We start from the raw sequence: 24,562 nt of genomic DNA, 5'->3' as shown, positions 1-24,562 counted from the left end.
CAGTTCGCGCTGACCGACCGGGCAGGCGGTCAGTGCGCGAAGTGACGGGTGCCGGTGAAGTAGAGCGTCACGTTCGCTTCCTTCGCCGCCGCGATGGTCTCGTCGTCGCGGATCGAGCCGCCCGGTTCGACGATCGCCCGGACGCCGGCGCTGATGAGCACTCCCGGTCCGTCCGCGAACGGGAAGAACGCATCCGACGCGGCAACCGACCCGGCCGCGCGCTCGCCGGCCCGGTCCACCGCGAGGCGGCACGAGTCGACCCGGTTCACCTGGCCCATGCCGACCCCGACCGTGGCCCGGTCGGAGGCCAGCAGGATCGCGTTCGACTTCACGGCACGGACGGCCCGCCAGGCGAAGCTCAGGTCGGCCAGGGTCTGCACGTCGGCCGGTTCGCCGGCCTGCAGCGTCCAGGTGGCCGGATCGTCGCCCGGCGCGTCGATGCGGTCGGCGCTCTGCAACAGCAGCCCGCCCGACACGGGCCGCAGCTCGACGCCCGGGCCTTCGGGGCGGGGGGCGGCGATGAGCAGCCGCAGGTTCTTGCGCTTCTGCAACACCTCGAGCGCCGCATCCTCGAACGCCGGTGCAGCCAGGACCTCGGTGAAGATCGTGGCCACGAACTCGGCCATCTCGGCGCTCACCGGGCGGTTGGTGGCGATCACTCCGCCGAACGCGCTCGTCGGGTCACACGCGTGGGCCTTGCGGTGGGCATCGGCGATGTCGGCCCCGACGGCGATACCGCACGGGTTGGCGTGCTTGATGATCGCGACGCACGGGTCCTGGAAGTCGTATGCGGCGCGCCAGGCCGCGTCGGCGTCGACGTAGTTGTTGTAGCTCATCTCTTTGCCCTGCAGCAGCTCGGCGTGGGCGATGCCGATGCTGGAGTCGGGAGACACGTACAGCGCGGCCCGCTGATGCGGGTTCTCGCCGTAGCGCAGGACACCCGCGCGTTCCCAGCTCGCCGCCACCCACCCCGGGAACCCGCTGGACTGCCCGCCCACCTCGTCGTCAGGAGCGACGACGCTGCCGAGCCAGGACGCGACGCCGATGTCGTAGACCGCGGTGTGCCGAAAGGCCTCGACGGCGAGGCGCTGACGGGCGGCGAGGTCGAAACCACCGTCCCGGACCGCGGCGAGCGCGTCGGCGTAGCGCGCCGGATTGGTGATCACGGCGACCGAGCCGTGGTTCTTCGCACTGGCCCGCACCATCGCCGGGCCGCCGATGTCGATCTGCTCGATGACCTCGGGGTGGGACGCCCCGCTCGCGACCGTCTCGGCGAACGGGTACAGGTTCGCGATCAGCAACTGGAACGGCGCGATACCCAGGCCGGTGATCGTCTCGACGTGGGACGCGTCGTTCTGGTCGGCGAGCAGGCCCGCGTGCACATGCGGGTGCAGCGTCTTCACCCGACCGCCGAGGATCTCGGGGAAACCGGTCACCTCGTCCACCGGCGTCACCGGAACGCCGGCCTCGCGAATCCGCGCCGCGGTGGATCCGGTCGACACGATCTCGACTCCGGCTTCGTGCAGCCCGCGGGCGAGCTCCTCAAGGCCCGTCTTGTCATAGACGCTCACCAGGGCGCGGCGGACGGCGATCTTGGTCATCAGATTATGACTCCAACTCTCGGCATAGCTGTCGCAGGGCTTGGCGGTAAAGGGGCTTCTCGGCGGCCTGGATGCGGGCACGCAGGGTGTTCTCGTCGTCGCCGGGCCGCACCGGCACCTCGGCCCGGGCGATGACCGGACCGGTATCGACGCCTTCGTCGACCCAGTGGACCGTGACGCCGGTGTTGGTGACTCGGGCGGCCAGGGCGTCGCGGATCGCGTGCGCGCCGGGGAAGGCGGGCAGCAGGGCGGGATGGGTGTTGACGATGCGGAACCGGCTGACGACCTGTGGGGCCAGGATCCGCATGAAGCCGGCGAGGACGACGAGGTCCGGTTCGTACTTCGCCAGTACGGAGGCCAGCTCGTCGTTCCACGCGGCGCGGCCAGCGAAATCGCGCAGTGCCACCGAGAAGGTGGGGACGCCGGCCTGCTCGGCCCGCTGCATCGCCGGGCAGCCGGGCACATCGGTGCCCGCGGCGACGACCTGCCGACCCAGATCGGCGTCGTCGAGGATCGCCTGCAGGGTGCTGCCGCTGCCCGAGGCCAGGATCACGATCCGGGCCACCCTGCGCACGCGGCCACCCTACCCGGCGAGTTTGCCGTCCTCGTCGGCGTCGCCGGGGTCGTCGCGGGTGACCATCGAGGTGACTGCGGTGAGCGTTGCCCGCATCACGCCCGGCAGCTCGTCGTCGCGGGAGCGCCACCAGGCGACGCCGGCCAGCGCACCGAGCGCGGCCCCGCTGACGACGGCGAGCCCGGCGCCGAGCGCGAGGCCGAACTGCCAGGGCGACGCGCCGAAGGCCCTGAGGCGTCCGCTTCCGATTGCGCCGCCGCCCAGCCACGCGAGGGCGATGCCGGCGACGACGGCCACCGCAGCCGCCGCGGCAGCGTTGCGCAGGCGCAGCCGCCAGGACTCGGCGTCGGCGCGGGCCACCCGGGCCAGGCAGAGCCCGGCGGCGATCGGCGTCGCGCCGGCCAGCAACCACACCGGTGTCGTGGCCGGTCCGCTGGGCACGGCGCCGAGCAGTGGGAACGCCGGGACGGTGCCATGGACCGTCGAGCTCAGGCCGACCCCGCTTCCGGAGCCGAGGGCGAAACCCGGCCCGGCGAGGTAGGACGCCGCGGCGACGACCGCATTCGGCGCCGCCAAGGCTCCGAGCAGCAGGACCGGCGCACCCGACCAGCCGCCGCCGACCTGGCGCGACAGGGCCTCGACCTGCTGATGGTGGACGACCAGGGAGCCGATGACCAGCGCGGCACCGGCCGCCAGGTACACGGCGACTCCGGCGGCGGCGGCTCGAAGGGACGGCCCGACCCAGTCCGGTGTCCGCGAACCGATCTCGGATCCGAGGGCCGTTGCGCGGACGAACGCGATCCCGCCGGTGCCGCCGAACAGGATCAGCCCGGCGAGGACCGCCGGGACCACCGAGACGCTGCTCGTGCCGAGCGTCGCGAAGCCCGCAGCGACGCCGCACACGGCCGCGAAGGTGCCGGCCTGCACTGCGGCGGCTTCGGCCAGCGACCGCAGCGTCAGGTCTTCGACGTCGTCGGCGGCACGGGCCAGTCCCGCGCCGGCCCGCCAGGACACCGCAGCAACGAGCAGCGTCATGCCCAATGGGACGAAGTCGGCCGACAGCCCGTCGACGGTGATCCCACCGTGCAGCGCGGCGAGGAACGTCAGAACGCCGGCGTGCAATGCCGAGCGAGCGCTGCCGGTCTCCCCCGCAGCCGGCAGCCAACACACGGCGACGGCAGCGATCGCGACGACAGCGCAGACCAGCGCCGCGCCGGCGCCGGTCCACGCAGCGGTGAGCCGGATCGAACGCGGCGCCGACGGTCCCGGCGCCGCGTCAGCCGACCGGGCGCCGCGCGACAAGGAAGAGTCGACGCGGGCGGCAGGCACCCGTCCAGGCTGGCAAACATCGCTGTCGATCAGCCGCAGACGCGCCGCGGTGCACCCTCAGGACTGACTGGGCTGATCCGCCGACGGCTGGTCCGGCTCATCCGACGAGCCCGGCGGAGGCGACGGCGGAGGCGGCGTCGCGGCCTGCGGCGCGGGCGGCTGACCGGCCGGGGGACCCTGGGGCGGCTGCGGCTGGTAACCGCCGGCCGGGGGCTGGTAGCCACCCGGTGGGGGCTGCGGCTGGTAACCCTGCGGCGGTACCTGGGAACCCGGCTGCTGGCCGTACCCCGGCTGCCCGTACCTCTGCGGCGGCGGTGGGTAGCCCACCGGGGGTTGCTGCTGCGTCGGCTGGGAACCGCCCGGCGGTGGCGGCGGTGGCGGGTAGCCCTGGGACGGCGGCGGCTGGTAACCCTGTGACGGCGGGGGCTGGTAGCCCTGCGGCGGCGGCGGGGAGACGTAGCCGGGCTGCGGCCCCGAGCCGGCGTACGTGGGCGCGCCGTACCCGGGCCGGCCGGCCGCTCCGAATCCCGGCCCTCCGGGCCCGGCCGGGTGGCTGCGTTTCGACCCGCCGAAGTCCGACAGCGTGCCGCCGCTCTGCCGGAACCGGAGGAACGTGACGACAGCCGCCGCGATGAGCAGAATCAGCACGATCCAGTAGGAGAACGAATGTCCCTCGTCGATGGCCTGGTCGTAGCCCGAGCCGCCCCCCTGGTAGTCAGGGACGACGAGCAGCGCGAGCAGCGTGAAGATCACGCTCAGGACGAGTGCGCCCAGAGCGGCCAGCCGCGTGGGTAGCGGTAGTTTCACGTGCGGGGCGAAAAGCTCGATCGCTATCAGCGCAGCAGCGATCAACGCGAGCAGGATGGCGAACCAGCCGAAGAATCCCGACCATGCGCTCGTCGTCCTCGAGCACGAATTGCCGCACGCGTCGGCGAAACTGCCCTTGGCCGAGTACTTGTAGTAGCTGAAGAACGAGAAGATGAGGGCGAGCAGGGGCAAGCCCAGCGCGGCCCAGTCGAGCGGGTTGACCGACTTCGGGTCGAAGCCCGGCTTGGTCGAACCGGCGCCGTAGGGGCTGCCGCCGTACGGTCCGCCGAGCTGCGGTCCTCCCGGGTGGGCGCCCGGCTGCGGTCCGTACTGCGGAGGCGGGCCGTAACCGCCCTGCGGCGGACCGTACGGGCCTGGCTGACCGCCCTGCGGCGGACCGTACGGGCCTGGCTGACCACCCTGCGGCGGACCGAAAGGCCCCGGCTGACCACCCTGCGGCGGACCGTAAGGCCCCGGCTGACCACCCTGCGGCGGACCGTAAGGCCCCGGCTGACCACCCTGCGGCGGACCGTAACCTCCGCCCGGCTGGTCGGCTGGACTACCCGGCGGCGGGCCGTAGGTCATCTCGCATCAAACCTTTCGGACTTCGGGACCTGAGCGAAACCGACCCTAGCGTCCCCCCGCCCGAAGCCCCCCAAACGGGGCGCGAACGTACAAACGCCGGGGTGCGCAATGCGCACCCCGGCATGTGGACGACTCGATGTAGCCCTAGGGCTGTGGCGGCGGGCCGTAACCCGGCGGCGCAGGCGGCGGAGCCGGGGGCGTACCGCCGGGTGCACCACCCGGACCGGGCTGACCGCCACTCATCCCCCCCGGTGCCCCACCCGGACCGGGCTGACCGCCGCTCATCCCCCCCGGTGCCCCACCCGGACCGGGCTGACCGCCGCTCATCCCGCCCTGCGGGCCACGAGCGCCGATGTTCGGCACGTTGCCCAGGGCGCCCGGCAGCTTGCCGCCGGTCTGCTGCAGCCGCATGAGCGACAGGACCAGACCGACGATCGACATGAGCAGCGTCGCCCAGTAGCCGAAGCCGTGACCCTCGTCGACCGCCCTGTCGTAGCCCGGTCCGCCGCCGCCGTAGTCCGGCACGGTGAACAGGGCGATGATCAGCAGCAGCGTCGCCAGTGCGAAGGCACCGAGTCCGGCGAGCCGGGTCGGGATCGGCAGCTTCACCTGCGGCGCGAACAGGTCGAGCGCGATCAACGCGGTCCCGACGATGATCAGCAGGATGGCCAGCAGGCTCAGGAAACCGCTCCACGCGCTCTGGTCGACCGAGATGCCGCTGAAGCCGCCCTTGGCCGAGTAGGTGTAGAAGTTGATGAACGAGAAGATGAAGGCCAGCACGCCCGCACCGACGATTCCCCAGTCGAGCGGGTTGACGTTCTTCGGGTCGAACCCCCCTTGGGGAGCCCCGTAGCCGCCACCTGGCGGCGGGCCCCACTGACCGGGCGGAGGGGGCGGGGGCGGGTTGCCGCCCGGGGGCGGCGGTGGCGGTTGGAAGGTCATGTCCCTCTCCTAGATCGACTGTCCGGGCCGTTCTCTCAGGAAAGTAGCGCCTAGGAGGGGCCTGACGGAACATCCCGCGCCCCATCGGCACGGCGAGTCGATGTCGAGGAGTCAGAGGTCGCCCACCTGATACACGACGAAAAGGGCTGCGAACCGCCGTCAGGCGAGGATGTCGCGCATGAGCCGGGCCGTCTCGCTCGGCGTCTTCCCCACCTGCACGCCCGCGGCTTCGAGCGCCTCTTTCTTCGCCTGGGCGGTGCCCGACGAACCCGAGACGATCGCGCCTGCGTGGCCCATGGTCTTGCCCTCCGGCGCCGTGAATCCTGCGACGTAACCGACGACCGGCTTCGTCACGTTCTCCTTGATGTAGGCCGCCGCCCGCTCCTCGGCATCGCCGCCGATCTCGCCGATCATCACGATCGCGTCGGTCTCGTCGTCGTTCTGGAACGCCTCGAGGCAGTCGATGTGGGTAGTCCCGATGATCGGGTCGCCGCCGATGCCGACGCAGGTGGAGAAACCGAAGTCGCGCAGCTCGAACATCATCTGGTACGTCAGCGTGCCCGACTTCGACACGAGGCCGATGCGGCCGGCCTTGGTGATGTCGGCCGGGATGATGCCGGCGTTCGACTTGCCGGGGCTGATGACGCCCGGGCAGTTCGGCCCGACGATGCGTGTCTTCTTCCCCTGCGCGTACGCCCAGAAGTTGGCCGTGTCGTGGACGGCCACACCTTCGGTGATGACGACGGCGAGCGGGATCTCGGCGTCGATCGCCTCGATCACGGAGTCCTTGGTGAACGCCGGCGGGACGAAGCCCACGGTCACGTTCGCACCGGTCTCGCCCATGGCCTCCGACACCGAGCCGAAGACGGGCAGCGTCGTACCGTCGAGATCGACGGTGGTGCCGGCCTTGCGGGCGTTGACCCCACCGACAACCGACGCACCGGAGGCCAGCATGCGGCGCGTGTGCTTCATGCCCTCCGAGCCGGTCATGCCCTGCACGATGATCAAGCTGTTCTCATCGAGGAAAATCGCCATTGCTCAAACCCCTGAGTTCGCGAGTTCGGCGGCCTTGTCGGCGCCGTCGTCCATGGTGTCGGCCAGCGTCACGAGCGGGTGGGCGGCCTCGGTGAGGATGCGCCGTCCCTCGTCGACGTTGTTGCCGTCGAGGCGCACGACCAGCGGCTTGTTCGCTTCGTCGCCGAGCATGCCAAGCGCAGTCACGATCCCGTTCGCGACGGCATCGCACGACGTGATGCCACCGAAGACGTTCACGAAGACCGACCGGACGGACGGGTCGTTGAGGATGATGTCCAAGCCATTGGCCATCACCTCGGCGCTCGCGCCACCGCCGATGTCCAGGAAGTTCGCCGGCTTGACGTTGCCGTGCTTCTCGCCGGCGTAGGCGACCACGTCGAGCGTCGACATGACCAAGCCGGCGCCGTTGCCGATGATGCCGACCTCGCCGTCGAGCTTGACGTAGTTGAGGTGCTTCTCCTTGGCCTTCTGCTCGAGCGGGTCGGCCGCCTGCACGTCGACGAACTGCGCGTTCTCGGGCTGGCGGAAGTCGGCGTTCTCGTCGAGGGTCACCTTGCCGTCGAGGGCGACGACGCTGCCGTCACCCACCCGAGCCAGCGGGTTCACCTCGACCAGCGTCGCGTCCGTCCCGATGAAGGTCTCCCACAACTTGACCAGGACGTCGGCGACCGGCTCGACCAGGTCGGCCGGGAACTTCGCGGCCTCGGCGATCTCGCGGGCCTCCGCGGCGTCGACGCCCTTGATGGCATCGACCGGGACCTTGGCCAGCGCGTCCGGTCGCTCGACGGCGAGCTGCTCGATCTCCATGCCGCCCTCATACGAGGCCATGGCGAGGAAGGTCCGGTTGGCGCGGTCGAGCAGGTAGGAGACGTAGTACTCCTCCTTGATGTCCGCGCCCGGATCGACGAGGACGCGGTGCACCGTGTGGCCCTTGATGTCCATGCCGAGGATCTGCTCCGCGTTCGCGCGGGCGTCGTCGGGTGTCTTCGCCACCTTGACGCCGCCGGCCTTGCCGCGGCCGCCGATCTTCACCTGCGCCTTGACGACGGTCACGCCGCCGATCTTCTCGGCGATCGACTTGGCCTCGTCGGGCGTCGTGGCGACCTCCCCGAGGCTGACCGGCACCCCGTACTTCTGGAACAGCTGCTTGGCTTGGTACTCGAACAGATCCACGCTGACTCGTCCTCGTCTGTCGTCTGGGACCAACCCCTGGACATTAGCCACCGCGGCCCGTCGGCACGCTCGCTTGAGACTGGATTCACGCCTCCGGGGAGGCGTTCAGTCGGCCGCGGCGACGTTGGTGCGTACCCAGTCCACGATGTCTTCCATTGTCGCGCCGGGCGTGAAGATCTTGGCGACGCCGGCCTGCTCGAGCTCCGGGATGTCCTCGTCGGGGACGATGCCACCGCCGAAGACCACCACATCCTCGGCCTGGTGCTCTTTCAGCAGCTCGATGGTCCGGCGGAACAGCGTCATATGCGCGCCCGACAGCACCGAGAGGCCCACCGCGTCCGCGTCCTCCTGGATCACCGTCTGGACGATCTGCTCGGGTGTCTGGTGCAGGCCGGTGTAGACCACCTCCATGCCGGCATCACGCAGTGCGCGGGCGATGACCTTGGCGCCCCGGTCGTGTCCGTCGAGGCCGGGCTTGGCGATGACGATGCGGATGCGGTCTGCCACGTCCGGAGCGTATCTCCCTGAGTCCGACCAGAGCTGCCGACCATTTCCGCCGGCCAGATTTGGTCAGTTGCTCTGGCCGAGGGCCATCAAGTCGCGCCGCCAGACACTCGTGGCCGGCCAGTTCTGCACAACGTCGTCCCACACGACGCGGACGACGCGGTAACCCGCTCGCGCAAGGGCGATCTCCGGCGTTTCTCCTGCCACAGTGCGTCGCCCCGGTACTTGCCCCTGCCATCTGCTTCGAGCGCGAGCTGATGGGTCGGCCACATGAAATCGACCCAGTACTCCTCCGCGGGGCCGACGGGCGGCGTCGTCTCTGCCGTGTCCAGCAGCCGGTGCGCCAGCGAGTCCCACGAACCCTGCCAGGCCCGCACGGGACCGATAGGGCGCCGTTCGATGCCGGAAGGGTCGACGTGGTCGAGGTACCAATCCGGGTCAGGGGCGATCAGGTCGGGCACCTGTCGATCGTCGCGCGGAGCTGGTCGAAACTTTTCCTTTGTCCACAGGGCCGATCCGTTCCACCGAGCAGAGCAAATGACCAGGTGAACGGCTCAGATCTGGTCAACTGCTCCGGTCGGCGCGAGATCCCGGCGCCGACTCCCAGTGACGGTTAGGGCTGGTAGGGCGGTGCGACGCCCCAGCCCCACCGCGGCACCGGCGCATCGCCCACGACCTCGGCACCGGGCTGGGAGTTGTGCAGCGCCAGCCGGGTGCCCCACTCGACGTAGCCGACGAAGGCGGCGCGGAACTCCGGGTCGTCGGGCCCGCCGGCGTCGTCGGCCGCGACGCTCATCAGGGTCGCGAAGCGCAACCGCTGGTCGGCGGTGAGGCCGAGGTTGAGATGGTGACGCAACATCGCCGGGTACCCGCCGAGCGTCGCCGTGTAGTCGGCCGGTCCGCCGAAGACCTCGATCCACCACGTGGTGACGTGCGCCCGGTGCGCCTCGTGCACGCCGCCGGGGAACAACGGCGACAGCAGCTCATCGCGTTCGACGCGGTCGTAGAACGCGTCGATGAGGCGGCGGAAACTTCCGGCGCCGCCGGCCCAGTCGAACAGCGGGGGAGTCGGGTTCACGGCGCCACTGTACGAGCGGCCGGCGCACGGGCGAAGGCGATTTCGCTCAGAGCTTCTGGACCGGCGCATAGCGCAGCATCAGCCACTTCACGCCGGTGCCCGCGCCGAAGTCGATCTGCGCCTGCGCCCCGTCGCCGTCGCCTCGGGTGTCGACGACGGTGCCCATCCCCCAGGCGTCGTGCGTCACCCGGTCACCCACAGACAGGGCGGGTACCGCGCGGTTGCCGACACCGCCCCGCATGCCGCGCCCGCCCGACATGCGCGACGCGACCAGCTGCTCCTGCGCCGAACGCCGCGGCCCACCCGAGCGGTAGCCGTGGTCGCCGTACCGCGACGGGCCGTCGTCGTCGTAGCGGTTCACGAAGGGCACCCGGTCGACCGCGCCGGTCCAGGTCGCGAGCTCGCCCGGCACCTCGTCGAGGAAGCGCGACGGCGGGTTCCACGCCGGCGCGCCCCACGCCGAACGCGACAGCGACCGCGACAGGTACAGCCGCTCCCGCGCCCGGGTGATGCCCACGTAGGCGAGGCGGCGCTCCTCGGCCATCTCGTCAGGCTCGTTGAGCGAGCGCATGTGCGGAAAAACGCCGTCCTCCATTCCGGTGAGGAAGACGACGGGGAACTCGAGCCCCTTGGCGGTGTGCAGCGTCATCAGGGTGACGACACCGCCGGACGCGTCGGGCACCGTGTCGGCGTCGGCGACCAACGAGACCTGCTCGAGGAACGCGTCGAGGGACGCCTCGTCGCCGGCGGCGCTACGTTGCTCCTCGAACTCGCGGGCCACGTTCACCAGCTCGCGCAGGTTGTCGACCCGTGACTCGTCCTGCGGGTCCGACGACGCTTCCAGTTCGCGCAGGTACCCGGTCTGGTCGAGCACCGCTTCGAGGACCTGGGCCGGCGTGCCGTCCGGGCCGGCGGCGACCCCACGCAGCGTCGTCATCATCGCCGTGAACTCCTGGATCGCGTTGAGCGATCGCGGGGCGAGCCCGGGCACCACGTCGGCCCGCTCGAGAGCCGCACCGAAGGACAGCCGCTCGCGGTCGGCGAACACCTCGACACACGCTTCGGCGCGGTCACCGATCCCACGGCGGGGCGTGTTGAGGATGCGCCGCAGCGACACGACGTCGTCGACGTTCGAGATCACCCGCAGGTACGCGAGCGCGTCGCGGATCTCCTTGCGCTCGTAGAAGCGCACGCCGCCGACCACCTTGTACGGCAGCCCGATCCGGATGAACACCTCTTCGAACACCCGCGACTGAGCGTTGGTGCGGTAGAAGACGGCGACGTCGGACGCGACCGCGACGCCCGAATCGCTGAGCTCCTCGATGCGTTGCGCCACCCAGGCCGCCTCGTCGTGCTCGTTCTCGGCGACGTACCCGGTGATCTGCTCGCCGGCCCCGGCGTCGGACCACAGGTTCTTCGGACGGCGGTCGGGGTTGCGGGCGATGACCGCGTTGGCCGCCGAGAGGATCGTCTGCGTCGAGCGGTAGTTCTGCTCGAGCATGATCGTCTTCGCGTCCGGGTAGTCCCGCTCGAACTCGAGGATGTTGCGGATGGACGCGCCACGGAACGCGTAAATGGACTGGTCGGCGTCGCCGACGACCGCCAGTTCCGCGGGCGGGAACACCGAAGTCGAATCGGGCATCGTCAGCTCGCGCACCAACATGTACTGCGCGTGGTTGGTGTCCTGGTACTCGTCGACCAGGACGTGCCGGAACCGGCGCCGGTAGTTCTCGGCGACGTGGGGATGGTTCTGCAGCAGCCCGACGGTCGCCATGATCAGGTCGTCGAAGTCCAGCGCATGCGCTTCGCGCAGCCGTGACTGGTAGCGGCTGTAGACCTCGGCCAGCACCTTCTCGGTGGCGTTGCCGGCCTTGTCGGCCCACATGTCCGAGGTCACCAGCTCGTTCTTCAGATTGCTGATCTGCGCGGACAGCGAGCGGGCGGGATAGCGCTTCGGGTCGAGATCGAGTTCGCGGCCCACCATGGTCATGAGCCGCTTCGAATCGTCGGCGTCGTAGATCGAGAACGACGACTTCAGCCCGAGCGCCTTGCCGTCGGCCCGCAGTACGCGCACGCACATCGAGTGGAACGTCGAGACCCACATCGCCTTGGCCCGCGGTCCGACGAGTGCGGCGACGCGCTCCTTCATCTCGCCCGCGGCCTTGTTGGTGAAGGTGATCGCGAGGATCTGCCCGGGCGTCGCCCCGCGTTCGGCGAGCAGGTAGGCGATGCGGTGCGTCAGCACCCGGGTCTTCCCCGAACCGGCCCCGGCCACGATCAGCAACGGGCCGCCCCGATGGAGGACGGCGGCGCGCTGCTGCGGGTTCAGCCCGTCCAGCAGCGTCGCCGGATCGACGGCGAGGCGGGTCTTGGGGCGCTGCGGCTCATCCGTCCCCTCCGGCACGGCGAACAGGGCGTCGGCGGGCTGAGTCATTTCGTCGCCCAGCCTACGTCGGCCCTCCGACGGTCTCAGGCGTTTCGCAGTTGTCGACCTTGGGTATTCCCGGCAGGACGAGAGGACGGCCCTCATGACGGCGCAGACGAAGAACCGCTCCACCGGACCGGACCAGCCCGGCACCGACGACACGAGGATGCGCCGCGACATCGGCGTCATCGGCCTGCTGTTCGCCAGCGTGGGCTCCATCATCGGTTCCGGTTGGCTGTTCGGCGCCCTGACGGCGTCGCAACTGGCCGGGCCGGCAGCGATTCTGTCCTGGATCATCGCCGCGGTCATGATCATGCTCATCGGCCTCGTGTTCGCCGAGCTGGGCACGATGTTCCCGATCTCCGGCGGGGTCGTGCGGTTCCCGCACGTGTCGCACGGGTCGTTCGCCAGCTTCACGACGGGGTGGATCCTCTGGGTCGCGGTGGCGACCACTGCGCCGATCGAGGTCGAGGGTGCGCTGCAGTACGCGACCAAGTACGCGAAGTTCACCTCCGAGCACAAGGCCGGCGGCGAGACGGTGCACACGCTGACCGGTCTCGGCTACTTCGTCGGCGTGCTGGGGATGGCGTTCTTCGTGCTCGTGAACTACTTCGGCATCAAGTGGTTCGCTCGCGTGAACAACGTCGCCGTGTGGTGGAAGCTCGCCGTCATCATTCTGGTCATCGTCGCCTTCTTCGTGACGTCCTTCCACAGCTCGAACTTCAGCAACCACGGTTTCGCGACCCAGGGCGCCCATGGCATCTTCACCGCCATCGCCTCCGGCGGCATCGTCTTCTCCTACCTCGGGTTCCGGCAGGGGATCGAGCTCGCCGGCGAGACCAGCAATCCGAAGCGCAACATCCCGCTCGCGGTGATCGGTTCGGTGTTGCTGACGGCGGTCATCTACGTCCTTCTGCAGGTCGCTTTCATCGGCGCCGTCCGGCCGAGCGACCTCACCCACTCGAAGGGCTGGACCAACCTCGACTTCACCAATGCCTACGGCCCGCTGGCCGCCATCTCGACCATCATCGGGCTGGGCTGGCTGGCGAAGGTCCTCTACATCGACGCGATCATCTCCCCGGCCGACACGGGGCTGATCTACACGACCGTCACCTCGCGCGTCTCCTATGCGATGGGGCGCAACGGCAACGCGCCCGAGGTGCTCGCGCGGACCACCAACCGCGGCGTCCCGTTCGTCAGCCTGATCATCACCTTCTTCATCGGACTCATCGTGTTCCTGCCGTTCCCGAGCTGGCAGCAGCTCGTCGGCTTCGTGACGTCCGCGACCGTGCTGTCCTTCGGCGCCGGGTGTCTGGCGATCGTCGCGCTGCGCCGGGAGATCCCCCAACGCGAACGGCCGTTCCGGGTCCCCTTCGGCCCGGTGATCCCGTTCCTCGCCTTCTACTCCTCGAACCTGATCGTCTACTGGGCCGGCTGGCAGGTGAACTGGAAGCTGTTCGTGACCATCGCGCTGGGCTTCGTGTTGTTCGCGGCGTACCACGCGTTCTCGCGCGGCGAGAAGCAGCCGCTGGACCTCAAGGCCGGCGCGTCCTGGACACTGCCGTGGCTGGCCGGGCTCTGCCTGATCAGCTACCTCGGCGACTACCCCGACCAGTCGAAGCACGCCGGCAACACCGCGCACATCGGCTTCGGTTGGGGCTTCGTGGCCGTGCTTGCGCTGACCGCCGTCGTCTATGCCATCGCGTTCAAGGTGCGGTTGCCGCAGGACCGGGTCGAGAGCCACATCGAGGACATCCAGTCCGAGACCGAGGTGGAGCAGAAGGAGCTCGGCAACGCCGGCGCTGCCTGACCGCAACCCCGGCCGCAGGGACGAACGGCGTCCCGTTGGCTGGGACGCGCTTGCCGCATCGCGGGACTCGTGTCACCATCGATCCGTGCACACCAGCCGCTTCTTTTATGGGTACCGGTCCCCGGTGCCTGTGGCTGGCTGAACTCAACCAACCAACTGACGCCCCGGGCCGAGCCCCGGGGCGTTTGTCGTGTCCGGGCAGTGTCCGGCCGATCCGGGCCGGTGTCGGGACACGGAGAGAGAGAACGAGATGACCACCGCCATGACGAACGAGCAGACGGAGGCCGCCGCGGCGATCCCGGTGCTGCGCGGACAGATCGACGCCATCGACGAGGCCATCGTGCGGCTCGTCGCGGAGCGGGCCAAGCTGTCGACGCGCATCCAGACCGCCCGGATGAACGCCGGCGGGACGCGGGTCGAGCTCGGGCGCGAGCGGGTCATCCTGCAGACCTACCGTTCCGCGCTGGGCCCTCAGGGCCCGGCCCTGGCTGACGCCGTCCTTCAGGTCTGCCGCGGAGCGCGCTGACCCGACCTCCTCCGGCATCGACGCGGCAACGAACTACGGCCGGGCCCACCCCCCGGAGGGTCCGGCCGTAGTGGCACCAACCGCCCCCGGCAGCGGCGTTCAGGCCGTCGGCGCGACAGCGGACCGGAGGATCCCGACCACCCGGTCCCGACACGTTCGCCGCTCCGGGGCCCGCTCCGGTTGGCGGGGCGACAGGACCATCCGCAGACCGCGGTGCGAGTGGGCCGCGTCGGGACAGTCCGCAACCTCGATGGGGCCGCCGATCCGGATCTCCCAGTAGTAACCGAGAGCCCGACGCAGCGCCTGCGCATCCGGGAAGACGTCGGCGTAGGAGTTGTGCCACGGAATCTCGCCGTCGCACCGCCGGTCGGCCTCGGCGACCGCTTCGCCGAGAATGTGCCACCATTTCGCCATATAGGTGTCGCTCATCGGAACCTCCTCATTCGTGCCCGCTTGTCCTCGCACAACTGAGATTGCCCGCACGGGGCCCCTCGACGAATCGGGGAAAACCCCATGGAGCAGCTCCCGGCTCCCTACACTGTGGTTCTTTCGCCCGTATGGGGGATTGGCGTGGAACAGGCACTCGAGCAGCTGCTCGCGGGGGTTGCCGACCGCGCCCGCTCGGTGCTGGTCGAGGGACCGCCGGGGATCGGGAAGACCCATCGCTGGACGACTGTGGTGTCCGGCGTCGCCGAACGCGGGTGGCGGGTACTGGCTGCGCGGCCGGCCGAATCCGAAACACGCCTGGGCGGGATTGCGCTCATCGACCTCTTCGGCGACGTCACCGACGACGAGCTCGAGGTGCTACCCCGGCCCCAGCGGGTGGCCCTCGAAACCGCGTTGCTGCGCTCGGACGGCGCCGACATCACCCGCGACCCGCACCACGTCGCGGTCGCGGTCGCCAGCCTTCTCAAGTCCTTGGCCGCGGCTGCCCGGGTCTGCGTGGCCATCGACGACCTGCAGTGGCTCGACGATCTCACGGCCGGGTCGCTGGGCTACGCGGCCCGGCGGCTGTCGGGCATCAACGTCGCGTTCGTCCTCGCGCGCCGCGGCACTCCCGACGAACCCCTGCCGGTTCCGGCCCGGGAGTTGGCCGAAGCCGGCCTCCTGGACCGATGCGCGGTACAGCCGTTGGCGGTCGACGACATCGAGAGCCTGCTGCGCCGGCGCATCGAGGACGACATTCCGCGTCCGATGCGCGCCTACATCGCCAAGGTGAGCGCGGGCAACCCGTTCTACGCCCTCGAGTTGGCCGGCTACTGGCACTCGCGCGACGGTGACGTCACCGGGCTGCCCCCCTCCCTGCAGATGCTGGTGTCGAACCGGATCGCGGCGCTTCCCGACGACGTGCGGGTCGCCGTCGAGGCGGCCTCCGCGCTGGCCCGTCCGGACGTTCGCACGCTGGCGGCGCTCGGGTACGAGGACGCGGTGGCCGAGGCGGCCCGCGCCGACATCCTGGTCGTGCGCCGCGGGGAGGTCCGCTTCACCCATCCGCTGATCGGGTCGGCCGCGTACGACTTGATGAGTACGGCGAGCCGGGCCGCCCTGCACGCGACCCTCGCCGGGGTCGTCAACGACATCGAGGAACGGGCCCGGCACCAGGCGCTCGGCGATCGCCGCCCGAACGCCGACACGGCCGCCCTGCTCGACCAGGCCCGCGCGCGAGCGCTGCGGCGTGGCGATCTGGCCAGCGCGCTCGACCTCGCGCGGCTGGCCGTCTCGGCCACACCGGAAGGCCTGGCCGACGAGCTCGACGAGCGCCAGTTCGAGGTGGGTGTCCTCCTCGTCCGGGTCGGCGACGCCCACGCCGCCGAACGACAGCTGCGCGAGCTCAGCGTGGAAGCGCACGATCCGTGCCTGCGGGCCCGCGCCCTGCTCGAGCTCGCCCGCCTCGGCTGGTTCAGTGCGTACGACGGCGGCCTGTCGCTGGCCCGCGCCGCTCTCGACGCCGCCGTCGCGCTCGGCGACGAGGCTCTGCAGATCGGGGCCCACCTGCAGATCGGGCGCGCGCTCGGGATCGACCAGATCGACACGGCGCTGCGCCACGGGACGGAGGCGCTGCGCCTGGCCGAGAGCGGTCCCGATGCCGATCCGGCGCTGGTCGCCGAACTGCGCACGTTCGTCGCAGCGAGCAAGTCCTTCGCCGGTTTCGGCATCGATCACGCGACGTTCGCCGACGCCATCGTCGCCCATCAGGATCCGATGCTTCCGCCCGCGATCGGCGACGCCGCGATGTGGTACGGAATCGCCCTCGCTCTGGCCGGAGAGCTGGACCAGGCGCAGGAACTTCTCGAAGAGGTCCTACGGCGCTGCGACGAGCACGGCACGGACGAGTTCGAGGGTTACCTGTGCTTCTGGATCGGCTTCGTGGCGCTGCGCCGCGGACGGCTGGACGACGCGCAGGGGTGGTGCGAGCGCCACGTCGATGCCGCGCAGCGCAAGCAACAACCCAACGGCGTGCGCTATGCGCGGTTCCAGCTCGGTGTCATCGCGACCGCACGCGGCGACTTCGCCGAGGTCGAGCGGATCGCGTCGGAGCTTGATGCCGAGGAACAGCAGGCGCACGACACGGTCGAAGCGGTCGGCGACCCGTTGCTCGGCCTCGCCGCTCTCTACGACGGCCGCTACGACGAAGCCCTACAGCGACTGGGCAGCACCTCCGCCCGGTCCGACCCGACCTTGCTCGAGGACGAGGGCCGTTACATCGAGGCGCTCATCGGCGCCGGCGAGCTCGACCAGGCCCGCACGGTGCTGGCCCGCTTCACGGCTCTCGCCGAACGGTCGGGCCGGCTCAACGCGCAGGCCGCCGTGCTGCGCTGCCAAGGCCTGCTGAACACGGCCGAGGGCGCGGACGAGGCGGCCCTGGCATTTTTCGAGCAGGCGTTGCGGTTCTACACCGACCCTCAGTGGTTCCCGTTCGACCGCGGGCAGACCCTGCTGCACATGGGTCGGCTGCTGCGCCGTCTACGGCGCAAGGCTGCGGCGAAGGAAGCACTCGAGCAGGCGCGGGACAGCTTCGAACGGATCGGAGCGGCAGGCTGGGTCGAGCACGCCGATGCCGAGATCGCCCGCATCGGGCTGCGGCAGGCCGGTCCGCAGGTTCTCACCGAGACCGAGCGGCGGATCGCCGAGCTGATCGCCCAAGGCCTGACGAGCCGGCAGGTCGCCGCCCAGCTGTTCGTCAGCCCCAAGACCGTCGAAGCGAACTTGACCCGGATCTACCGCAAGCTCGGTATCTCCTCCCGCGCCGAACTCGGCGTCCGGCTCGCCGTCGCGCCGGCGACGGGACCGTGATCACTGCTTGACCGCGCCGGCCGTCAAGCCCCGGACGAAGTACCGCTGAAGGGCCACGAATACGGCCACCGGTACCACCATCATCAGGACGCCCCCGGCGGTGACGGCCTGCCAACCCTGGTTCTGCTCGCCCAGCAGCCCGGCCAGGGCGACCGGCAGCGGCGCCTTGTCGCCCGAACCGAGGAAGATCAGCGCGACCAGCAGGTCGTTCCACACCCACAGGAACTGGAAGACGGCGAACGACGCCAGGGCCGGCGCCGACATCGGGATGACCAGTCGCCACAGGATCTGGAAGTGGCTCGCACCGTCGACCCGCGCGGACTCAACGACGTCGCGCGGCAGCGTCGTCATGTAATTGCGGAGGATGAAGATCGCGAGCGGCAGCGCGAACCCGGCGTGCGCGAGCCACACCGACGCCAGGCTTCCCTGCAGGCCGAGCCCGGCGTAGAGCCGGAGCAGCGGCAGGAAGGCGACCTGGTTGGGCACGACGAGCAGGCTCACCGTGACCACGAAGAGAAGTTCCCGGCCCCGCCACCGCAGGAAGGTGAACGCGTACGCGGCGAAGGTGGCCACGAGTATCGGCAGCAGCGTCGCCGGCAGGCTGATCGCGACACTGTTGACGAACGCGGTGCCGAACGCGTCCGGGCCGGTGAGCACCTGGCGGTAGTTGTCCAGGGTGAGCCTGGTGAAGGTGCCCGGATCGGTGAGGACGTGCCACCAACCCGTGCTCTGCGCGTCGTCGGCCGTTCGGAACGACGTCACCACGGTTCCCACGGTCGGGACGACCCAGAGCGCGCAGAGGCCGATCACGACAACACGGACGAGCCAGCTCCCCAGAGCCCCCCGCGCGATCGGTCGGGTCATCGGACCGCACCGGGGTCGCGGAACCGCCGGACCTGGAAGGCCATGACCGGTGCGACGGCCAGCAGGAGGATCACCACGATGGTCGCGGCGTAGCCGTTGTTCTGGTACGCGTTCTGCTGGTTGAAGAACTCGAGCCCGATGATGTTGGTGTCGAAGTTCCCGTTCGTGGTCACGTACACGATGTCGAAGATCTTCAACGTGCTGACCAGGACGGTGACGAACACGGTGGCCAGCGTGGTGCGGATCTGCGGGACGACGACGAGGAAGAAGACCTGGGACTCGGTCGCACCGTCGATCCGGGCGGCCTCCACCGTCTCCGGCGGGACGCCGTTGATCGCGGCCGACAACAACACCATGGCGAAGCCGATGACGCCCCACAACATCATGATCATCAGTTCGAACGTGTTGAGATGCAGCCTCTGGTCCTGCAGCCACGCCACCGGAGCCTGGCCGAGAAGCCCATGCCACACGGCGTTCTGCAGGCCCAGCTGCGGATCCGGCGCGAAGACCAGCCGCCAGATGGTGGCGACGCCGACGGCGCCGATAGCCATGGGCAGGAAGATGACGGTCTTGGCCGCCTTGGCCGCGCGCGGTCGCAGCCGGTCGGCCAACGCTGCAACGAGCAGCCCGAGCACCACGGTGGCAACCGGAACGGCCGCGAGCCACAGCAGCGTGTTTGCCAGCGTCGCGTGGAAGCCGTCCGCGCCGTCGACGAGCAGCGCACGGTAGTTACCCAGCCCCACCCAGCGCGTGCTGTCGCTGTTGGCGAAGCTGTACGCGATGGTCTGCAGAGTCGGCCAGACGAGCAGCACGCCCACGAGGACGAGCGCCGGCCCAATGAACAGGTACGGCTGGGCGCGCTGCTCCCAGCGGACCGGCAGGAGTTCGCCGAGGCGGTTGAGCACGACGAACAGCGCGACCGTTGCGCCGATACCGACGCCGGTGTTCTCCAGCGCCTGCCACAGGGTGCCGAGCATCGGCGTCAGCTGCGCGGCCAGCTGTCGTCGATGGCCCGCAACGCCGTGTCGAGGCTCTCGTGGCCGCCGATCCAGGCTGTCATGTGCCTCCAGAAGGTGCCCGACCCGACCGCGCCGGGCATCGAGTCCGAGGCGTCGAAGACGAAGGACGTGGCCCCGTAGGCGATCTTGGCCATGTCCCGGGCCACCTGGTCGGGATAGTTCGACAGCGCGAAGCCGGTGAACGGCGACATGTAGGCGAAGGTCCGCGGGCACACGCTGCAGAACGTCGGCGTCAACATGTGCTTGAGAAGGTCGATCGCGTACTTGTTGTGCCCGCTGAACAGCCCGGCCACGTCCCCGCCACCCTCGACCGGGTTGTCGCCGGCGGACTTGCCCGGGAACCGGAAGACGCCCACGTTGGCGTCGAGGTCCTGGATGATCTTTTTCGGGAAGAAGCCGTCGCCGGTGATGAAGTTTCCCTGCCGGTACATGTAGCAACCCGGGTTCGATTCGGTGAGTTTGTCGTCGAACATCGCGTTGCCAGCCGTGCCGAAGTAGCTCGACGTGATCGACCGCCGCCCGTTGTGGATGAAGCCGGGCGTGGCAAAGAGGGTATGGAAGTACTGCGCCGCCTGCCGAACCGGCGCCGAGTCGAACTTGACCTTGTGGCTCACCCAGTCGTTGTAGACGCCGGTGCCGGACTGATCGAGCAGGAGTTGTTCGATCCAGTCAGTGGCCGACCATCCGGTCGCCGAACCGTCCTCGACGCCCAGGCACCACGGCGTCCGCCCGTCGGCCTTCATCCGGACGTCGAGCGCCGCCAGGGCGGCCAGGGACGTCGGAATCGGGTAACCCGCTCTCGCCCAGGCCTTTTTGGGGTAGAAGACGACGCTCTTGAGGTTGAGCGAGGCGGGGACGCCGTACACGTCGCTGCGGTAGGTGCTCGGCTCCAGCAACCCGGCGACGAGCTGCGACCGGATCCGACCGACCGGCAACACCTTGTTCAGGTCGGCCAGCTTGCCCTGCTGCGCGAGCTGCACCAGGATGCCCGGCTGGGGGAACAGCGCGATGTCGGGCGCGTTTCCGGCCTTCACCTTCGTCACGATGTCGGCGTTGAAGTTGCTGTCGTCGGCCCACTTGATCGTGATTCCCCGCGACTTCGCATAGGGCTCGATACCCGACGCGAAGGCGCGCAGCTGGGCGCCACCGAACGCCACCATGATCCTTATCGTCGGGCGGGTGTTCTTGTTGACGCCGAGCCCGCCCGCGGTCTTGGCCTTGCCGGCCAGGCAGCCCGACAGCGCCAGTACGGTGACCGCGGACAACGCCGCCGCACCCGACACCCTGAGGTAACCACCACGCATGCCACGTCCCTCACTTGGTTCTGGCGCGGTCGGCGGGTCCGCCCTGGTCGAGCGTTGCCCGAATGCTCGCGCATCCTGGCCCACAGCGTCGACCGCTCGGGCGCGACGCGCCACTCGAAGCTGCCTGGATCACCCCGTGGTCGCGCTCAGAGCATGCGACGGTCGGCGGCCCAGCGGGTGAGCTGGTGCCGGCTCGACAGCTGCAGCTTGCGCAGCACGTTGGAGGCGTGGGTCTCCACGGTCTTGATCGAGATGAACAGCTCGGCCGCGATCTCCTTGTACGCGTAACCGCGGGCCAGCAGCCGCAGCACTTCACGCTCGCGCGGCGTCAGCAGGTCGATCTCGGGATCGACGGACGGCATGACGGGCGCGTCGCGGAACGCGTCCAGGACGAAGCCGGCCAGCCGCGGGCTGAACACGGCGTCGCCGTCGGCGACCCGGGCGATGGCGTCGGCGAGGTCGTCGGACGAGATCGTCTTGGTGACGTACCCGGACGCCCCGGCGCGAATCAGGGCGATCACGTCCTCGGCGGCGTCGGACACCGACAGGGCGAGGAAGCGGGTGTCGGGCAGCGTCTTCGACACCGCCTGCAACACGGCGAGACCACCGCCGTCGGGCATGTGCACGTCGAGCAGGACGACGTTCGGACGCTTCTCGGTGATCACCGCCACCGCCTCGGCGACCCCGCCGGCCTCACCGACCACGTCGACGCGGCCACCGAGCTCGGCCCGCACGCCGCTGCGGAACATGGCGTGGTCGTCGACGAGGACGACGCGGGCATTGGCGGTTCCGCCATCGGCCGAGAGAGTCATCGCAGCTTCATCCGCAGCTCGACCTCGGTACCGGTGCCTCTGTCGCTGGTGATGCGCACCGTGCCGCCGTGGCGCTCGACCCGGCCGATGATCGAGCCGCGCACACCCTGCCGGTCATCGCCGATCTGATCCATGTCGAAGCCCACTCCCCGATCCTTCACGAAAACGCTGACCTCGTCCGGTTCCAGCTCGGCGTAGAGGCTGGCGGCGTCGACCCCCGAGTGCTTGGCGGCATTGACCAGCGCCTCGCGCGCCGCAGCCGCGAGCGCCGCGAGCTGCTCGTTCATCGGCGCGTCGCCGACCAGGACGACCTCGACCGTGACCGCGTACGCGTCCTCGACCTCGGCCGCCGCGGTCCGCAGCTCTTCGCCGAACTGGCCGGACGCGGCTCGAGTGCCGTAGAGCAGGGAGCGCAGCGTGCGTTCCTGCCCGCGCGCCAACCGGGCCACCTCACGCGGCGAGGCGGCGTTGCGCTGGATGAGGGCGAGCGTCTGCAGCACCGAGTCATGCAGGTGCGCGGCGATGTCGGCCCGCTCCTGCGACCGGATGCGCTCGGCCCGTTCGGCCGACAACTGGGACATCATCCGCATCCACCACGGGCCGGTCACCAGGCCGATCCCGATGATCGTGACGAGGACGGCCAGCAGACCGTCGCGGACGGCGGTGAAGTCGGCGCGGGCCAGCGCGAGCACGGCGCCGGCCACGACCAGCGCTGCCCCGGCGGCGAGCCGGGTCCGTCCGAGCCGCTGCCCCCCGGCCGCCTCGAGCGAGGTCCGGGACAGCGCGCGCAGTCGGGCGCGGTCGGGCTCGGAGGCCTGTCGCCAGATCAGCGCCCCGCCCAGGCAGGCGAGCAGCACCGGGAGGAACAGCCCGCCGTCGGGCAGCGAGGTCGCGGCGATCCCGACTGCGGCGACGCCGGCGACGCCCGCGATCCCGTACTCGAGCCACAGCGGCAGGCGTCCCCGTCCGGCGTCCGGCGCGGTGGGCAGCACGATCAGGTAGGCGCCGTAGAGCGCGATGCCGAGGCCGCCGGCGAGCACGAGTACGGCGAACGCGATCCGGACGATCTTCGTGGGGACGCCCATGTGCTCGGCGATGCCGGTCGCGACGCCGCCGGCGATGCCCCGGTCCGGGCGCCGGTACAGGCGGCGCGTCGGTGGAGCAATCGCGGTCACGGCTCCATGATTGCCGTCATGGGCGCCGAACCGCATCAGGTGGAGCCCTTAGACGGTAATTCAGGGTCCGGCTCGGGGCGACGCCCGATGTGGCTGAGGCTTCTCGGGCGGCACTCTCGTTTCCATGACCACGACTGACGCAATGGGCACCTACCCTCCGCTTCCACCATCGGCCGCTCCGCGGCGACTCCTGCGCCGCAGCCGCAGCAACCGGGTCGCCGCCGGTGTCTCCAGCGGCCTCGGTGAGTACTTCGGCCTCGACCCGGTCCTTTTCCGCGTCCTCTTCGCCACGTCGGCGTTCTTCGGCGGAGCGGGCATCCTCGCCTACCTGCTCGCCTGGGCGGGCATACCCGAGGAGGGGACGGAGCACGCACCGATCGACGGCTGGATCCAGGCGCTGCGCCGGCGCCGCGTGCCGGTCTGGCTCGTGGCCATCGTCGGCGGCCTCATCCTGTGGGCGGCCGCCTTCAGCTGGTGGGCTCCGGGGCCGTTCTTCCCGGTGATCGCCGTCATCGTCCTGCTGGTCGTCTTCTACGGACGGCGCGACATGCAGGCGAGCGCGAGACCGGCACCGCCGACCGCGGCCGACGCAGCTCCGGCGGTCGACCTGACCAAGACCGAGGCCGAGACCGAGACCATGCCCACGGCCGATGCGCCGCTCCCGCCCGATCAGCCGAACTGGGTGCGCGACGCGCGGTCCTGGTTCGACGAGTCGCGAGCGGCGTCGCGGGCCCGCCGCCGCCGTGCCCTACCGGTCCGCATCGCGATTCTCGGCACTCTGGTGGCCGCCTTGACCGTCCTCGGCATTGTTGATGCGGCGACCGGCATCCAGTTGCAGACCTACTTCTGGACGGCCCTGGGCATCCTCGTCGGAGGGCTGTTGATCGGGCTGGTCCTGCGCCGCTTCCCGGTCAGCCTGACCTCGCTTCTGGTCCCGTCCGTCCTCGGCGTCGTCGCCTTCGGCGGCAGCCACGCGAGCTTGCACGACGGCTTCGGACAGCGGGACTGGCGGCCGACCAGCGCGGCAGCGGCGGACTACCGGCTCGCCTTCGGTCAAGGGGTGCTCGACCTTCGCAACCTGCCCGGGCAATCGATCCCCTCGCGCATCGACATCACCGTCGGAGCCGGGCAGGTGAAAATTCTGGCCCCTAAGACGCTGAACCTCACCGTCGACGCGAACATCCACCTCGGTCAGCTCAATGTCGATGACAAGCAGCCGGCCGACGGCGGAGTCGGTCTCAGCCGGATCGTCGACCCTCCGAAGGGTGCCACGGGGGCGCCGATCACGGTCGACGTCCATCTGGCCGACGGCAACGTGCGTGTCGAGCGTCACTGACTCGTCGGCTCGCCCTACCTGACCGCGGGACCTGTCGCAGCCGCGGCGGGCCCGCGGTCAGTCCATGCCGTGGCCAGCCGCTCGGTCCGGCGTGGCCGCGCGCCCGTGTTGCAGTGTGGGCGAACGGTGATTACCTTCGTCGGAGCCGTTCCGTAACAAGCCGCCACCCGGCGGCGCGGGAGGGCGCCGCCTAATCGGAGCCGCTGCGCAATCGCGGGATACCGAGTCGGGGAACCAGGTTCGTTGGGGTGAATCCGCGCACATCCGCGCGGTACGGCATCTTCCGTGCCGGAATCCGTCAGCTAACCCGGCCGGCGGTCGACGGAAGATGTGGAGTTTCAACTCGTGCCCACCCGCACGCCTGCCCCT

Annotated in this window: 21 protein-coding genes and 1 riboswitch; of the genes, 4 read left to right on the top strand and 17 right to left on the bottom strand. The window is 70.1% G+C overall.

The window, feature by feature from the left end; genetic code table 11:
- Positions 1–29 precede the first annotated feature (29 nt).
- The 11 genes from purH to pcrA all read right to left on the bottom strand — a co-directional run bounded on the left by purH (position 30) and on the right by pcrA (position 12,062).
- Positions 30–1,601, bottom strand: a complete 1,572-nt coding sequence (purH, locus tag ABR571_RS07700; RefSeq protein ID WP_409452605.1) for a bifunctional phosphoribosylaminoimidazolecarboxamide formyltransferase/IMP cyclohydrolase — start codon at positions 1,599–1,601, stop codon at positions 30–32.
- 4 nt (positions 1,602–1,605) lie between these two features.
- A complete protein-coding gene (purN, locus tag ABR571_RS07695; RefSeq protein ID WP_409452604.1) occupies positions 1,606–2,175 on the bottom strand; it encodes a phosphoribosylglycinamide formyltransferase in 570 nt (189 codons plus the stop codon).
- 9 nt (positions 2,176–2,184) lie between these two features.
- On the bottom strand, positions 2,185–3,504 hold the full coding sequence (locus ABR571_RS07690) for a DUF6350 family protein (RefSeq protein ID WP_409452603.1): 1,320 nt from the start codon (positions 3,502–3,504) through the stop codon (positions 2,185–2,187).
- A 57-nt stretch (positions 3,505–3,561) separates the two neighbouring features.
- Positions 3,562–4,896, bottom strand: a complete 1,335-nt coding sequence (locus ABR571_RS07685; RefSeq protein WP_409452602.1) for a hypothetical protein — start codon at positions 4,894–4,896, stop codon at positions 3,562–3,564.
- A 144-nt stretch (positions 4,897–5,040) separates the two neighbouring features.
- Positions 5,041–5,838 carry a hypothetical protein gene (locus tag ABR571_RS07680; protein ID WP_409452601.1) on the bottom strand — a complete coding sequence of 266 codons (798 nt, stop codon included), beginning with the start codon at positions 5,836–5,838 and terminating at the stop codon, positions 5,041–5,043.
- A 159-nt stretch (positions 5,839–5,997) separates the two neighbouring features.
- The gene (gene sucD / locus ABR571_RS07675) at positions 5,998–6,873 is read right to left on the bottom strand and encodes a succinate--CoA ligase subunit alpha (RefSeq protein WP_409452600.1); all 876 of its coding nucleotides are present in this window, start codon (positions 6,871–6,873) and stop codon (positions 5,998–6,000) included.
- Between the two features lie 3 nt (positions 6,874–6,876).
- Positions 6,877–8,046: an ADP-forming succinate--CoA ligase subunit beta gene (gene sucC, locus ABR571_RS07670; protein ID WP_409452599.1), complete on the bottom strand. Its 1,170-nt coding sequence runs from the start codon at positions 8,044–8,046 to the stop codon at positions 6,877–6,879.
- Between the two features lie 105 nt (positions 8,047–8,151).
- Positions 8,152–8,553 (bottom strand): cobalamin B12-binding domain-containing protein, encoded by a 402-nt coding sequence (locus tag ABR571_RS07665; RefSeq protein WP_409452598.1) that lies wholly within the window; start codon positions 8,551–8,553, stop codon positions 8,152–8,154.
- A gap of 63 nt (positions 8,554–8,616) precedes the next feature.
- Positions 8,617–8,757 (bottom strand): hypothetical protein, encoded by a 141-nt coding sequence (locus ABR571_RS07660; RefSeq protein ID WP_409452597.1) that lies wholly within the window; start codon positions 8,755–8,757, stop codon positions 8,617–8,619.
- 406 nt (positions 8,758–9,163) lie between these two features.
- On the bottom strand, positions 9,164–9,628 hold the full coding sequence (locus tag ABR571_RS07655) for a group II truncated hemoglobin (RefSeq protein WP_409452596.1): 465 nt from the start codon (positions 9,626–9,628) through the stop codon (positions 9,164–9,166).
- A gap of 46 nt (positions 9,629–9,674) precedes the next feature.
- Positions 9,675–12,062, bottom strand: a complete 2,388-nt coding sequence (gene pcrA, locus ABR571_RS07650; RefSeq protein ID WP_409452595.1) for a DNA helicase PcrA — start codon at positions 12,060–12,062, stop codon at positions 9,675–9,677.
- Between the two features lie 94 nt (positions 12,063–12,156).
- Between pcrA and ABR571_RS07645 the strand changes: the two genes are divergently transcribed.
- Together ABR571_RS07645 and ABR571_RS07640 are read left to right on the top strand one after the other, a co-directional pair.
- The gene (locus tag ABR571_RS07645) at positions 12,157–13,863 is read left to right on the top strand and encodes an APC family permease (RefSeq protein ID WP_409452594.1); all 1,707 of its coding nucleotides are present in this window, start codon (positions 12,157–12,159) and stop codon (positions 13,861–13,863) included.
- A gap of 190 nt (positions 13,864–14,053) precedes the next feature.
- Positions 14,054–14,389 carry a chorismate mutase gene (locus ABR571_RS07640; RefSeq protein WP_409452593.1) on the top strand — a complete coding sequence of 112 codons (336 nt, stop codon included), beginning with the start codon at positions 14,054–14,056 and terminating at the stop codon, positions 14,387–14,389.
- A gap of 99 nt (positions 14,390–14,488) precedes the next feature.
- On the opposite strand, the gene ABR571_RS07635 is transcribed toward ABR571_RS07640, so the two are convergent.
- The gene (locus tag ABR571_RS07635) at positions 14,489–14,818 is read right to left on the bottom strand and encodes a hypothetical protein (RefSeq protein WP_409452592.1); all 330 of its coding nucleotides are present in this window, start codon (positions 14,816–14,818) and stop codon (positions 14,489–14,491) included.
- Positions 14,819–14,959: 141 nt separating this feature from the next.
- On the opposite strand from ABR571_RS07635, the gene ABR571_RS07630 reads away from it, so the two are divergent.
- Positions 14,960–17,683, top strand: a complete 2,724-nt coding sequence (locus tag ABR571_RS07630) for a LuxR C-terminal-related transcriptional regulator (RefSeq protein WP_409452591.1) — start codon at positions 14,960–14,962, stop codon at positions 17,681–17,683.
- On the opposite strand, the gene ABR571_RS07625 is transcribed toward ABR571_RS07630, so the two are convergent.
- The 5 genes from ABR571_RS07625 to ABR571_RS07605 form a co-directional block, all read right to left on the bottom strand.
- Positions 17,684–18,547, bottom strand: coding sequence for a carbohydrate ABC transporter permease (locus ABR571_RS07625; RefSeq protein WP_409452590.1), 864 nt, complete (start codon positions 18,545–18,547; stop codon positions 17,684–17,686).
- Entirely contained in the window at positions 18,544–19,524 is a 981-nt protein-coding gene (locus tag ABR571_RS07620) for a carbohydrate ABC transporter permease (RefSeq protein WP_409452589.1), read from the bottom strand. The genes ABR571_RS07625 and ABR571_RS07620 overlap by 4 nt, the downstream gene beginning before the upstream one ends.
- 5 nt (positions 19,525–19,529) lie before the next feature.
- Positions 19,530–20,870 carry an ABC transporter substrate-binding protein gene (locus tag ABR571_RS07615; RefSeq protein ID WP_409452588.1) on the bottom strand — a complete coding sequence of 447 codons (1,341 nt, stop codon included), beginning with the start codon at positions 20,868–20,870 and terminating at the stop codon, positions 19,530–19,532.
- 146 nt (positions 20,871–21,016) lie between these two features.
- Positions 21,017–21,682 (bottom strand): LuxR C-terminal-related transcriptional regulator, encoded by a 666-nt coding sequence (locus ABR571_RS07610; protein ID WP_409452587.1) that lies wholly within the window; start codon positions 21,680–21,682, stop codon positions 21,017–21,019.
- Positions 21,679–22,857 (bottom strand): PspC domain-containing protein, encoded by a 1,179-nt coding sequence (locus ABR571_RS07605; RefSeq protein WP_409452586.1) that lies wholly within the window; start codon positions 22,855–22,857, stop codon positions 21,679–21,681. The genes ABR571_RS07610 and ABR571_RS07605 overlap by 4 nt, the downstream gene beginning before the upstream one ends.
- Positions 22,858–22,981: 124 nt before the next feature.
- On the opposite strand from ABR571_RS07605, the gene ABR571_RS07600 reads away from it, so the two are divergent.
- Complete coding sequence (locus ABR571_RS07600; protein ID WP_409452585.1) at positions 22,982–24,193, top strand: PspC domain-containing protein; 1,212 nt, start codon at positions 22,982–22,984, stop codon at positions 24,191–24,193.
- A gap of 191 nt (positions 24,194–24,384) precedes the next feature.
- Positions 24,385–24,525, top strand: a riboswitch (cyclic di-AMP (ydaO/yuaA leader).
- The last annotated feature ends 37 nt before the right edge of the window (positions 24,526–24,562 follow it).

It is taken from the genome of Jatrophihabitans sp., from assembly GCF_046262535.1.
Taxonomy (GTDB): Bacteria; Actinomycetota; Actinomycetes; order Mycobacteriales; family Jatrophihabitantaceae; genus Jatrophihabitans.
This window is presented reverse-complemented; position numbering and strand designations above follow the sequence as displayed.